Origin of the sequence: Microbacterium sp. AISO3 (assembly GCF_002204305.1) — a bacterium.
Classification (GTDB): domain Bacteria; phylum Actinomycetota; class Actinomycetes; order Actinomycetales; family Microbacteriaceae; genus Microbacterium; species Microbacterium arborescens.
The window spans coordinates 328,226-340,967 of sequence record NZ_NHRF01000002.1 but is presented as its reverse complement, the minus strand read 5'-3'; the positions used below and the strand labels follow the sequence as shown (position 1 = coordinate 340,967).

Here is a 12,742-nt window from a genome sequence, read left to right as displayed (position 1 = left end):
GTGCTCAGCCGGCCTGCGGCGCGGTGAGCAAGGCGTACGCCGATCGCGGCATGCGTAGGACACATTTTGCTAACGAACTCGTTTCGCGCAACACGTTGGAAACGAACGCACGCAAGGGTAGTTCTCATCTGAGCTCGGCGACCCGGTCACCGAGCGGGGAACGGAAAGGTCTTCCGTCGCCCGGATCATCAAGAGAACAGGAGTGGGAATGCGTTTCACGCGTATCTCCATGGCGGCCGCGAGCGCCGCAGCCCTGGCGCTCGTCGTCGCCGGCTGCGCGCCGGCGGACGGTGGGGACCAGGAGGCGACCTCGGCGAGTCAGTCGATCGCCGTTTCGGTCGGTCCGAACGACTTCATCAGCTACAACGGCTTCACGCCCGAGACGTACTCGACGTACAACTCGGCGATCGTGGACCGGCTCCTCGCGGGCTTCAGCTACTTCGACGAGGTCGGCGCCATCCAGCCGAACACCGATCTGGGCTCGTACGAGCTGATCTCGGAAGACCCGATGGTCGTCGAGTACACCATCGCCGACGACGCGAAGTGGTCTGACGGCACGCCCATCACGGTCGCCGACGCCGTTCTCGCCTGGGGCGTCCAGAACCCCAACCTCGCCGGTGCCGAGGGCCCCCTGTTCAACTCGGTCTCGCAGGACCTCGGTGACACCGTCCCCGCCGGCCCGCAGGGCGACGCCGACGGCAAGTCGTTCACGGTCGAGTTCGCGGCGCCGGACCCCGACTGGCAGATCCAGACCTGGATGCTCAGCCCGGCGCACGTCGTCGCCGAGCAGGGCGGCCTGTCGACCGAGGAGCTCGTCGAGGCCATCCGTGGCGGCGACGCCGCCGCCCTCGCCGACGCGGCCGAGTTCTGGAACACCGGATGGAACACCGCCCCCGGCACGCTGCCGGACGAGGCGCTCATCCCCAGCTCCGGCCCGTACGTCCTCTCGTCGTGGGAGGCCGGCCAGTCGGTGACCCTGAAGCGCAACGAGAACTACTACGGCGAGCCGGCGGCCAACGACGAGCTCGTCATCCGCTTCGTCGCGCAGGACGCCATGGTCCAGGCGCTGCAGAACGGTGACCTCGACGTCATCGCCCCGCAGCCCTCGGTCGACACCGTCTCGCAGATCGAGGAGCTCGGCGACGCCGCTCAGCTGCTGACCGGCCAGACGCTCACCTGGGAGCACCTCGACTTCAACTTCAAGGGCAACGCGTCGCTCGCGAACAGCCTCGAGCTGCGTCAGGCGTTCGCGATGTGCGTGCCGCGCCAGCAGATCGTCGACAACCTCATCAAGCCGGTCAGCTCGGATGCCGAGGTCATGAACGCTCGCGAGGTCTTCCCGTTCCAGGAGAACTACGACGAGGTCGTCTCGGCCGCGTACGACGGCCGCTACGACGAGCCCAACCTCGAAGAGGCCAAGGCTCTCGTCGACGCTGCGGGCGCTGCCGGCACCGTCGTCCGCATCGGCTACTCGGCGCCGAACCCGCGTCGTGCCGACGAGGTCGCCCTCATCAAGTCGTCGTGCGACCAGGTCGGGTTCGACATCCAGGATGTCGGCAACGCCGACTTCTTCCAGCCCGGTGGCACCCAGGAGCGCGGCGACTACGACGTGGCCCTGTTCGCCTGGGCAGGCTCCGGCCAGATCACGTCGGGCCAGAACATCTACGCCACCGACAAGCCGCAGAACTACGGCGGCTACTCGAGCCCGGTCGTCGACCAGGCCTGGGAGACGCTCGTGACGAGCCTCGACGAGTCGGTCCACCTCGAGCAGACGAAGATCATCGAGAAGCAGCTGTGGGACGACCTGTTCGGCATCCCGCTGTTCGCCCACCCCGGTGTCGACGCTGCTGCCGCCGACATCGAGAACGCTCAGCACTCGGTGGGCCAGAGCGGCATCATGTGGAACGCCGAGAAGTGGTCGCGCGCAGAATAAACGTATTCTGTCTCTGACACGACCAGAGTGTGGGCCGTCGCTGCGGTGACGGCCCACACTCCCGTGAGGGGCACACGTGTGCCCCGCGTACGACCAAGGGACCTCGACTTCCGTGCTGAAATTCATCATCCGCCGTCTGGCGGCAGCGGTGGGCATCATGCTCGCCGCATCCCTCTTGATGTACGTCCTGACGATCAACTCCGGCGACCCGCTCGCCGACCTGCGAGAGAGCAACGCGGACAACCGCGAGCAGTTGATCGCTCGGCGTATCGAATACATGAACCTCGACCAGCCCTGGTTCCAGCGCTACCTCACCTGGCTCCTGGGTGCGAGCAAGTGCTTCATCGGGCAGTGCGACCTCGGACTCACCCGACAGGGCGTCGAGGTCTCCACGCTCGTGGGACAGGCAGCGGCCTCGACGCTGAGGCTCGTCCTGCTCGCCACGATCCTGGCGCTGATCATCGGTGTCGCGATCGGCATCATCACCGCCATCCGGCAGTACTCGGGCCTGGACTACGCCGTGACGTTCCTCACCTTCCTCTTCTTCTCGCTGCCCGTCTTCTGGGCTGCGGTGCTCTTCAAGGAGTACCTCGCGATCGGGTACAACGACTGGATCCGCGATCCGGAGCTGACGCCGACACAGATCATCCTGATCGCCGTCGTCATCGGGTTCGTCGTGCAGGTGCTCGGCGGCGGCTCGCTGAAGCGGCGGGCGATCACCTTCGCCGTCACCGCCGCGGTCCTGGGGGCAGCGCTGCCCCTCATGCTGGCGACCAACGCGTTCCGCGAGCCGCGCCTCACCATCATCGGCGTGGCCGTGCTCACTGTCCTGCTCGCACTCAGCGCGACGGTGGCGTCGGTGGGGCTGCACAACAGGCGGGTGCTCGTCATCGGTCTGGCCAGCGCGGGACTCGTCGTCGTCATGCACCTGGCGCTGACGAACGTGTTCATCTACTACATGAACTGGGGCATCCTCGCCGGCGGTGCGCTGCTGGCGATGATCGTGCCGTTCCTCATCGGGCGGTTCTTCGGCGGGCGTTTCCGGGGGCCGGCTACGGTCGTCGCATTCGTCACGATCTTCGGCGGTGCCCTCCTGACGGTCGTGGACTCGCTCTTCCGCGTGTGGCCGTCGTTCCTGCAGCGCAAGCCGCGCCCCATCTCGACGATCGGCGCGCAGACGCCGAACTTCGATGGGACGTTCTGGCAGACCTTCCTCGACATCGGCACGCAGATGCTGCTGCCGACGCTGCTGCTGACCGTCATCTCGTTGGCGTCGTACAGCCGCTACACGCGGACATCGATGCTCGAGGTGGGCAACCAGGACTTCATCCGCACGGCGCGGGCGAAGGGCGTTCCCGAGCGGCTGGTCATCTTCCGCCACGCGTTCCGCAACGCCCTCATCCCGATCGCGACCATCGCGGCGTTCGACTTCGCCGGACTCATCGGCGGTGCCGTGGTCACGGAGCAGGTCTTCGGATGGAAGGGCATGGGCGACCTGTTCGCGACAGGGCTGCGCGAAGTCGACCCGAATCCCGTGATGGCCTTCTTCCTCGTGACCGGCCTCGCCGCGATCGTCTTCAACATGCTGGCGGACATCTTCTACGCCGTCATCGACCCGAGGATCCGAGTATGACGAACCCGAACGACAACGTGCCGACCACGACGTCGGTCCTCTCGGTCGCGGAGGCCGAGGACGCTGCGCTCGCGAAGAGCACCGCCGCACCCCGCTCACAGGCCCGCATCGTGTGGGGGCGCTTCCTGCGGCACCGCGCGGCAACGATCTCCGCGGTGATCCTGATCTTCCTGACGCTCTTGAGCTTCACCTCGGTGGGCTTCTTCGGCATCCCGGGATGGTGGCCCCACGACTACCGCGCCGCGGGAGACGTCGTCAACGGGGGCGCCCCGACGCTGAGCCTGATTCCCGAGTGGCTCGGCGGCGACGGCATCCGGATCGGCGAGCATCCGTTCGGCCAGGAGAACACCGGCAAAGACTTCTTCGCGCTGACGATGATGGGTACGCAGCGATCGATCCTGCTCGGTCTCGTACTCGGCATCTCGTCCACCGTCATCGGAAGCGTCATCGGCGCGGTCGCGGGCTACTACCGCGGCTGGGTCGACTCGGTCCTGATGCGCATCACCGATCTGTTCATCGTGATCCCGCTGCTCGCCCTCGCGGCCGTCGTGGGTCAGATCGCGGGGAACATCGGCAAGAACCCGATCGTGCTGGCGTTCATGCTCTCGTTGCTGACGTGGACGGGACTCGCCCGCCTCGTGCGCGGCGAGGTGCTGTCGCTGCGCGAGCGCGACTTCGTCCTCGCAGCTCGTGCCTCGGGTGCCGGGGGAGCACGCATCATCTTCCGCCACCTCATGCCGAACGTCGTGGGCGTCATCGCGGTCAACGCGACGTTCGCCATTGCGGGCGCCATCCTGCTCGAGAGCTCGCTGTCGTACCTCGGATTCGGCGTCGTCCCCCCGGAGACCTCGTTGGGCCTCCTGATCAGTCAGTACCAGGGCAGCTTCACCAGCAGACCGTGGCTGTTCTGGTGGCCGGGCATGATGATCCTCGCGATCGCCCTGTCCATCAACTTCCTGGGCGACGGCATCCGCGACGCGTACGACCCGCGCCAGTCGCGCAGCGTGCGTCGCGAGATCAAGAGGAGGAACCGCGCATGAGCGTCACCGCCACGCGTACCGCACTGAAATTCACCGACCTTTCGGTCACGTTCCTCACCGGCTCAGGCGATGTCGACGCTGTCAAGGGCATCTCGCTCGAGGTGCGCCCCGGCGAAGTCGTGGCTGTGGTCGGCGAGTCGGGTTCCGGCAAGTCCGTGACCTCGCTGGCCGCGATGGGTCTTCTGGCCGAGAACGCCATCACCCGGGGATCCATCACGGTCGGCGAGACCGAGGTGATCGGGCTTCCGAACGAGCGGATGCGCAAGCTCCGCGCCAGCGAGATCGCGATGATCTTCCAGGAGCCGATGACGGCGCTGAACCCGGTGCTGACGATCGAGCGTCAGCTCACCGAGATCTTCGAGCTCCACGACGTCGCGTACGGCGAGGACGCGCGTGACCGGTCCATCGGCCTGTTGCGTGACGTGGGCATCCCCGAGCCGGAGCGACGCATCAAGCAGTACCCGCACCAGTTCTCGGGAGGCCAGCGTCAGCGCATCGTCATCGCGATGGCGATCGCTCTCGATCCGAAGGTCATCATCGCGGACGAGCCGACCACCGCTCTCGACGTCACGGTCCAGGCCGAGATCCTCGATCTGCTGCGGCGTCTGAAGGACCACCGCGATGCGGGCATCCTGCTGATCACGCACAACATGGGCGTCGTCGCCGACATCGCCGACCGCGTCGCGGTGATGTACCGCGGTGACCTGGTCGAGGTCGGCGACGTGGAGGACGTCCTCACCCGGCCCCAGCATCCCTACACGAAGAAGCTCCTCGCCGCCGTTCCCCGCCTCGACCCCGAGCTCACCACTCGAGCCGCGGGCGGCGCCACGCGCGACGTGGTGCTGGAGGCGAAGGGACTCGTCCTCGAGTACGCCGGGCGCGGCAAGACCTTCCGCGCTGTCGAGGACGTCTCGTTCGACCTCGCCGCCGGCGAAGTCCTCGGTATCGTCGGCGAGTCCGGCTCGGGCAAGTCGACGATCGCGCGCGCCGTGCTCGGGCTGATGCCGGTCGCGGACGGGACGCTGAGTCTCGGCGGACGGGACCTCGCGAAGCTGCGCGGGCGCAAGGCGAAGAACGTCCGGCGCGACATCGGCGTCGTCTTCCAGGACCCTGCGGCATCCCTCGACCCGCGGTTCCCGATCGGCGACTGCATCATCGAGCCGATGGCCATTCACCGTGTCGGCACCAAGGCGGAGCGGCTCGATCGGGCCCGCGAGCTGCTCGACGCCGTGCGGCTGCCGCGCGACGTGCTCGAGCGGTACCCGCACGAGCTGTCGGGTGGTCAGCGTCAGCGCGTCTCGATCGCGCGGGCGCTCACGCTGCGGCCGAAGCTCTTCGTCGCCGACGAGCCGACGTCGGCGCTCGACGTGTCGGTCCAGGCCGCCGTGCTCGACATGCTGAAGGAGCTGCAGGAGACGTACTCGTTCGCCTGCATCCTCGTCAGTCATGACCTCGCCGTCGTCGACCAGCTGTCGGACCAGATCCTCGTGCTCAAGTCGGGGCGAACGGTCGAGCAGGGGTCGACGTCGCGCGTCCTGCTGCAGCCCCGCGAGGCCTACACCCGGGAACTGCTGGCCGCGTCCCCGGTCCCGGATCCGATCGAGCAGCGCCGCCGCCGCGAGGAACGCCGGGCCGCGCTCGACGCATCCTGAGGCTCGGATTCCGACCTCCTCGCAGGCGCCCCGCGAACTCGCAGGGCGCCTGCGTTAAACTGTCCCGTCGGCATCCCGACGTTTTCCCTTCATCCTGAGGACCCCCTTCATGGCGCATGCCCTTCGTCCTGACCTCCGCAACGTCGCGATCGTCGCGCACGTCGACCACGGCAAGACGACGCTCGTCGATGCCATGCTCCGCCAGACCGGCTCGTTCGGCGACCACGCGCACGTCGAGGAACGTGCCATGGACTCGAACGATCTCGAGCGCGAGAAGGGCATCACGATCCTCGCCAAGAACACGGCGATCACCTACAACGGCGTCCACACCGACGTGCCGGTGACGATCAACGTCATCGACACCCCGGGTCACGCCGACTTCGGCGGAGAGGTCGAGCGCGGCCTGTCTATGGTCGACGGCGTTGTGCTGCTCGTCGACGCGTCGGAGGGTCCGCTGCCGCAGACCCGCTTCGTGCTGCGCAAGGCGCTCGAGGCCAAGCTCCCCGTCATCCTGCTCGTCAACAAGACCGACCGCCCCGACGCGCGCATCGCGGAGGTCGAGGAGGAGGCTCACGACCTGCTGCTGGGGCTCGCCGGCGACCTCGTCGACGATGTGCCCGACCTCGACGTCGACGCGCTGCTCGACGTGCCCGTCGTGTACGCCTCGGGCCGCGCGGGCGCGGCGTCGCGCAACCGTCCCGACAACGGCGAGCTCCCCGACAACGAGGACCTCGAGCCGCTCTTCGAGGCGATCCTCGAACACGTTCCGGCGCCGTCCTATGACGACGAGGCGCCGCTGCAGGCCTGGGTGACCAACCTCGACTCGAGTCCCTTCCTCGGCCGCCTCGCGCTGCTGCGCGTCTTCAACGGCACGCTGAAGAAGGGCCAGACGGTCGCGTGGGTGCGCCACGACGGTTCCCACTCGAACGCGCGTATCACCGAGCTCCTCAAGACGAAGGCGCTGGATCGTTTCCCGGCCGAGTCGGCGGGCCCCGGCGACATCGTCGCGATCGCGGGTATCGAAGACATCACGATCGGTGAGACGATCGCCGACCCCGAGGATGTCCGTCCTCTCCCGGCGATCACCGTTGACGACCCCGCGATCTCGATGACGATCGGCACCAACACGTCGCCGCTGATGGGCAAGGTGAAGGGCCACAAGCTCACCGCGCGCATGGTCAAGGACCGTCTCGACCGCGAGCTCATCGGCAACGTCTCGCTCAAGGTCGTCGACATCGGGCGCCCCGACGCTTGGGAGGTGCAGGGCCGCGGCGAGCTCGCCCTCGCGATCCTCGTCGAGAACATGCGGCGCGAGGGCTTCGAGCTCACCGTCGGCAAGCCTCAGGTCGTGACGCGTCGCGACGAGAACGGCAAGCTGACCGAGCCGTTCGAGCACCTGACGATCGACGCCCCCGAGGAGCACCTCGGCGCGATCACGCAGCTGATGGCGGCTCGCAAGGGTCGCATGGACACCATGACCAACCACGGCACCGGCTGGGTGCGCATGGAGTTCGTCGTCCCGTCGCGCGGGCTCATCGGCTTCCGCAGCGAGTTCCTGACGATCACGCGCGGTACCGGTATCGCCAACGCGATCTCGCACGGCTACGACGAGTGGGCGGGAGCGATCTCGACGCGTCAGAACGGCTCGATCGTCGCCGACCGCTCCGGCGTCGTCACCCCCTTCGCGATGATCGCCCTGCAGGAGCGCATGAGCTTCTTCGTCCAGCCCACCGAAGAGGTCTACGAGGGCATGGTCATCGGTGAGAACTCGCGCGCCGACGACATGGACGTCAACATCACGAAGGAGAAGAAGCTGACGAACATGCGTTCGTCGACCTCGGACTCCTTCGAGTCGATGACGCCCCCGCGTGTGCTGACGCTGGAGGAGTCGCTCGAGTTCGCGCGCGACGACGAGTGCGTGGAGGTCACCCCCGAGAAGGTGCGCATCCGCAAGGTCGTGCTCGATGCGACCGAGCGCGGCCGTGCCGCCTCGCGCGCGAAGCGTCAGGACGCCAACGCCTGACCTCCCTCGCGGAACCCGCCCACGACCCCGGAGCGCCGATCTCGGCATCCGGGGTCGTGGCGTTCGTGTCGGTCTCCGCCTCGGCGCATCGATAGCATCGGGGGTGATGGAGCAGGATGCCGCGACGCGGCGCGCGTGGCGCGATGGAATCGGCGTATCGGTCGCGACGAGCGCCTATGGCGTGTCGTTCGGTGCGCTCGGAGTCGCCGCGGGCCTCGACGTCTGGCAGACCTGCGTCCTCAGCCTTCTGATGTTCACGGGGGGATCGCAGTTCGCGTTCGTCGGGGTCATCGCGACGGGCGGCTGGGGCGCGTTGCCCGCGGCCATAGCGTCCGCGGCGCTGCTCGGCGTGCGGAACGTCGCGTACGGGCTGCGGATGGCCCCGGTCGTCGGCGGGAGCATCGCGCGGCGTCTGACCGCGTTCCCGTTCACGATCGACGAATCGACGGCCGTCGCCCTCGCGCAGTCGAGCGCTCGGGCACGCCGCATCGGCTTCTGGGTGACCGGAATCGGCATCTACGTCGGGTGGAACCTCTTCACCCTCCTCGGTGCGCTGCTCGGCGACGTCCTCGGCGATCCTCGCGCCTACGGGCTCGACGCGGCCGCAGCGGCGGCGTTCCTCGCGCTGCTGTGGCCGAGGCTGCGCCGGGTCGAGGCGGTGGCCGTGGGGGTCGCCGCAGGCGTGGTGGCCGGCGTGGCGACGCCGCTCACGATGCCCGGGATTCCGGTGCTCATCGCCGGCGCCGTGGCGATCGTGGTCGCCGCGGCACTGCCCGGTCGACGGCCGCCGCGGGTCGACGACGAGGCCGTGACGGCGGGGGAGAAGCCATGACCCCGTGGACCGGCATCCTCGTCGCGTCGATCATCTGCGTGGCGCTCAAGGCGCTCGGCTACCTCCTGCCCCCGCGCTGGTTCGACGGGGAGCGAGCACAGCGCATCATCGACCAGTTGACGATCGCCCTGCTGTCCGCCCTCGTCGTCGTCCAGACCCTCGGGGCGGGAGCTGCGATCGTCGTGGACGCGCGCGTACCCGCCGTCGCGGCGGCCGCCGTCCTGCTCGCGCTGCGCGCGCCGTTCCTCGTCGTGGTCGCGGTGGCCGCCCTGGTGGCGGCGGCGCTTCGGGCCTGGGGCTGGGCAACCTAGACTGGCCCGGTGAATCAGACCTGGTCCCGCGCGGCGGGGTGGCTTGTCGCGGCGATCGCGGGCGGCGTCTACGGTGTCGCCGGGACCATCACCCAGGCGTACGTGTGGGGCGCGCTTCCCGTCGGGCTGATCGTCGCGATATCCGGCATCACGGCCCTCGTCGCGGGGCTGCGGCTGCTCACGAGCGACCGTTGGACGGCGCTTGCCTGCGGGCTCGGAGCCCTCGTGGCGACGGTCGTCTTCTCGGGACGAGGACCCGGCGGCTCGGTCGTGGTACCGGCTCCGCCGGACGGCCAGCTGAGCACGGGCCTGATCTGGACGTTCGCTGTGCCGCTCATGGTGGCCATCGTCGTGGGCTGGCCCTCATTCGCGGGCGTGCGCGCGGCGGCCGCCCCCGATCGCACGAACTAGACTCGTCGTGTGACTTATGTGATCGCCCTCCCGTGCGTGGACGTGAAGGACCGCGCCTGCATCGACGAATGCCCCGTGGACTGCATCTACGAGGGCGAGCGCTCGCTCTACATCCACCCGGATGAATGCGTCGACTGCGGCGCATGCGAGCCGGTGTGCCCGGTCGAGGCGATCTACTACGAAGACGACCTGCCGGACGAGTGGCAGGACTACTACACCGCGAACGTCGAGTTCTTCGACGACCTCGGCTCGCCGGGTGGTGCCGCGAAGGTCGGCGTCATCGCGAAAGATCACCCCCTCGTGGCCGCGCTGCCGCCGCAGGGGGAGGGGCATTGAGCGTCAACGACCTCGCCGATTACCCCTGGGACGCCGTCGCGCCCTACGCCGAGAAGGCTCGCCGCCACCCGGACGGCATCGTCGACCTGTCCATCGGGTCGCCGGTCGACCCGACACCTGAGATCGTCGCCCGCGCACTGCGCGAAGCGACCGACGCGCACGCTTACCCGCAGACCGTCGGCACCCCCGCGCTCCGGGAGGCGATCGTGCGGTGGTACGAGCGCCGCCGGGGTGTGACGGGTCTGGCGCCCGAGAACGTGCTGCCGACGATCGGGTCGAAGGAGCTCGTCGCTCTCCTGCCGCTGCTCCTCGGCCTCGGTGCGGGGGATGTCGTCGTGCATCCGCGTGCCGCCTACCCGACCTACGAGGTCGGAGCGCGTCTCGTCGGAGCGACGCCGGTAGCGGCGGACGACCCCGCCGACTTCCCGGTGGGCACGCGGCTGGTGTGGGTCAACTCACCGGGCAACCCCGACGGTCGCGTTCTCGACGTCGCGGCGCTCCGGCAGATGGTGGCCCGCGCCCACGAACTCGGTGCCGTCGTCGTCTCGGACGAGTGCTACGCCGAGCTCGGGTGGGACGGATCCTGGGCGCACGAGGCCGTCCCCAGCATCCTCGACCCGCGCGTCACCGGCGGCGACGTCACGGGCCTGCTCTCGGTCTACTCGCTCAGCAAGCAGTCGAACCTGGCGGGCTACCGCGCCGCGTTCCTCGCCGGAGACGCGACGATCGTCGCGAGGCTGCTGACGGCGCGCAAGCACCTGGGCCTCATGCTGCCGCTGCCCGTGCAGCACGCCATGGCCGCCGCGCTCGGCGACGACGACCACGTCGCGCGACAGAAGGACCTGTACCGTCGCCGTCGCGATGTCCTGCGGCCCGCGCTCGAGCGGGCGGGCTTCCGCATCGATCACAGCGAGGCCGGCCTCTATCTGTGGGCGACGGCCGGTGAGGATGCCTGGCAGACGCTCGACCGGCTGGCCGAGCTCGGCATCCTGGCCGGTCCGGGCCACTTCTACGGAGCACATTTCCCGCAGCATGTGCGTTTTTCCCTCACGGCGTCGCAGGAGCGGATCGAAGCCGCTGCAGCGCGCCTCGCGGGTTCGTAGGTTTCCCCCTACCGATCCGCCGATCCTTTGGCGCCGTACGGAGTAGGCCCGTGCGCCCGATAGGCTGTAATGACCGCACCGGACGATCGCAAGGAGGCTTCGTGAACGACACGGGCACCCCGCAGAAGGCCACCGTCACCATCGGTGACCGCACCGCCGAATTGCCGGTGCTGCAAGGAACCGACGGAGTTCCGAGCGTCGACTTCTCGACGTTCACGAAGCAGACGGGGCACACGAGCCTCGATTACGGCTTCGTCAACACCGCGGCCACACGGTCCGCCATCACCTATATCGACGGCGACCAGGGCATCCTGCGCTACCGCGGATACCCGATCGAGCAGATCGCCAAGCACTCGACCTACCTCGAAGTGGCGTGGCTCCTGCTCTATGGCGACCTGCCGACGGCAGACGAACTGGCCGACTTCGACGACCGCATCCGTCGTCACACGCTGCTGCACGAAGACCTGAAGCGGTTCTTCTCGTCGTTGCCCCACACCGCGCACCCAATGTCGGTGCTCTCAGCGGCAACGGCAGCCCTGTCGACGTACTACGAGGACCAGTCCGATCCGAACAACCCCGAGCACGTCGAGCTCAACACGATCCGGCTGCTGGCGAAGCTGCCGGTGATCGCCGCGTACGCGCACAAGAAGAGCGTCGGACAGGCCTTCCTGTATCCCGACAACTCGCTGAGCTTCGTCGACAACTTCCTGCGCCTGAACTTCGGCGTCCTGGCCGAGAACTACGAGGTCAACCCGGTCGTCTCGCGCGCGCTCGAGCGTCTGCTGATCCTGCACGAGGACCACGAGCAGAACGCATCCACCTCGACGGTCCGCCTGGTGGGATCCACTGGTGCGAACCAGTTCTCCTCGATCTCGGCCGGCATCAACGCCCTCTACGGTCCGCTCCACGGCGGGGCGAACGAGGCGGTCCTCGACATGCTGGCGCGCATCCGCGACTCCGGCGAGAGCGTCGAGCGTTTCGTGGCCCGCGTCAAGAACAAGGAAGACGGTGTGAAGCTCATGGGCTTCGGGCACCGCGTCTACAAGAACTACGACCCGCGCGCGAAGCTCGTCAAGGAGTCGGCGGACGAGGTCCTCAACGAACTCGGCGTCGTCGATCCGCTCCTCGACCTCGCGAAGGAGCTCGAGGAGATCGCCCTGAGCGACGACTACTTCCGCGAGCGTCGCCTGTACCCCAACGTCGATTTCTACACCGGCGTCATCTACAAGGCGATGGGCTTCCCGACCCGGATGTTCACGCCGCTGTTCGCTATCGGCCGGCTGCCCGGCTGGCTCGCGCACTGGCGCGAGATGCAGAACGACCCGCAGACGAAGATCGGCCGTCCGCAGCAGCTGTACGTCGGCTCGGCGGAGCGGGACTACCCGACCTCCTGAGGCAGCGCTCGACGCATACGAAAGGCCGGCACGTCACAGCGACGCGCCGGCCTCTCGTTTGCGGTCGCGGTCCG

At 68.2% G+C, this 12,742-nt stretch carries 11 protein-coding genes; all 11 read left to right on the top strand.

From position 1 onward, the window contains the following. Positions 1-208 precede the first annotated feature (208 nt). The 11 genes from CBF90_RS04415 to CBF90_RS04365 all read left to right on the top strand — a co-directional run bounded on the left by CBF90_RS04415 (position 209) and on the right by CBF90_RS04365 (position 12,668). Positions 209-1,933 carry an ABC transporter substrate-binding protein gene (locus CBF90_RS04415; RefSeq protein WP_023950501.1) on the top strand — a complete coding sequence of 575 codons (1,725 nt, stop codon included), beginning with the start codon at positions 209-211 and terminating at the stop codon, positions 1,931-1,933. 112 nt (positions 1,934-2,045) lie between these two features. After that, the gene (locus CBF90_RS04410; RefSeq protein WP_023950503.1) at positions 2,046-3,566 is read left to right on the top strand and encodes an ABC transporter permease; all 1,521 of its coding nucleotides are present in this window, start codon (positions 2,046-2,048) and stop codon (positions 3,564-3,566) included. Next, complete coding sequence (locus CBF90_RS04405; protein WP_064956512.1) at positions 3,563-4,606, top strand: ABC transporter permease; 1,044 nt, start codon at positions 3,563-3,565, stop codon at positions 4,604-4,606. The genes CBF90_RS04410 and CBF90_RS04405 overlap by 4 nt, the downstream gene beginning before the upstream one ends. After that, on the top strand, positions 4,603-6,258 hold the full coding sequence (locus tag CBF90_RS04400; RefSeq protein WP_023950505.1) for an ABC transporter ATP-binding protein: 1,656 nt from the start codon (positions 4,603-4,605) through the stop codon (positions 6,256-6,258). Before CBF90_RS04405 ends, CBF90_RS04400 begins: the two co-directional genes overlap by 4 nt. 109 nt (positions 6,259-6,367) lie before the next feature. Continuing rightward, entirely contained in the window at positions 6,368-8,281 is a 1,914-nt protein-coding gene (gene typA, locus CBF90_RS04395; protein ID WP_023950506.1) for a translational GTPase TypA, read from the top strand. Positions 8,282-8,387: 106 nt separating this feature from the next. Beyond that, positions 8,388-9,113 carry an AzlC family ABC transporter permease gene (locus CBF90_RS04390; RefSeq protein WP_023950507.1) on the top strand — a complete coding sequence of 242 codons (726 nt, stop codon included), beginning with the start codon at positions 8,388-8,390 and terminating at the stop codon, positions 9,111-9,113. Then, positions 9,110-9,424 carry an AzlD domain-containing protein gene (locus CBF90_RS04385; protein WP_088379996.1) on the top strand — a complete coding sequence of 105 codons (315 nt, stop codon included), beginning with the start codon at positions 9,110-9,112 and terminating at the stop codon, positions 9,422-9,424. Before CBF90_RS04390 ends, CBF90_RS04385 begins: the two co-directional genes overlap by 4 nt. 9 nt (positions 9,425-9,433) lie before the next feature. Continuing rightward, positions 9,434-9,835, top strand: coding sequence for a histidinol dehydrogenase (locus CBF90_RS04380; RefSeq protein ID WP_088379995.1), 402 nt, complete (start codon positions 9,434-9,436; stop codon positions 9,833-9,835). 9 nt (positions 9,836-9,844) lie between these two features. After that, on the top strand, positions 9,845-10,171 hold the full coding sequence (fdxA, locus tag CBF90_RS04375; RefSeq protein ID WP_023950512.1) for a ferredoxin: 327 nt from the start codon (positions 9,845-9,847) through the stop codon (positions 10,169-10,171). Further along, positions 10,168-11,274: a succinyldiaminopimelate transaminase gene (gene dapC / locus CBF90_RS04370; RefSeq protein WP_088379994.1), complete on the top strand. Its 1,107-nt coding sequence runs from the start codon at positions 10,168-10,170 to the stop codon at positions 11,272-11,274. Before fdxA ends, dapC begins: the two co-directional genes overlap by 4 nt. Positions 11,275-11,375: 101 nt before the next feature. Next, the gene (locus CBF90_RS04365) at positions 11,376-12,668 is read left to right on the top strand and encodes a citrate synthase (RefSeq protein WP_023950516.1); all 1,293 of its coding nucleotides are present in this window, start codon (positions 11,376-11,378) and stop codon (positions 12,666-12,668) included. Positions 12,669-12,742 lie beyond the last annotated feature (74 nt).

What these genes read in the sequence shown, in the direction of transcription:
- CBF90_RS04415 (WP_023950501.1), top strand. Translation starts at nt 209, where the DNA reads ATGCGTTTCACGCGTATCTCCATGGCGGCCGCGAGCGCCGCAGCCCTG.
- CBF90_RS04405 (WP_064956512.1), top strand. Translation starts at nt 3,563, where the DNA reads ATGACGAACCCGAACGACAACGTGCCGACCACGACGTCGGTCCTCTCG.
- CBF90_RS04400 (WP_023950505.1), top strand. Translation starts at nt 4,603, where the DNA reads ATGAGCGTCACCGCCACGCGTACCGCACTGAAATTCACCGACCTTTCG.
- typA (WP_023950506.1), top strand. Translation starts at nt 6,368, where the DNA reads ATGGCGCATGCCCTTCGTCCTGACCTCCGCAACGTCGCGATCGTCGCG.
- CBF90_RS04390 (WP_023950507.1), top strand. Translation starts at nt 8,388, where the DNA reads ATGGAGCAGGATGCCGCGACGCGGCGCGCGTGGCGCGATGGAATCGGC.
- CBF90_RS04385 (WP_088379996.1), top strand. Translation starts at nt 9,110, where the DNA reads ATGACCCCGTGGACCGGCATCCTCGTCGCGTCGATCATCTGCGTGGCG.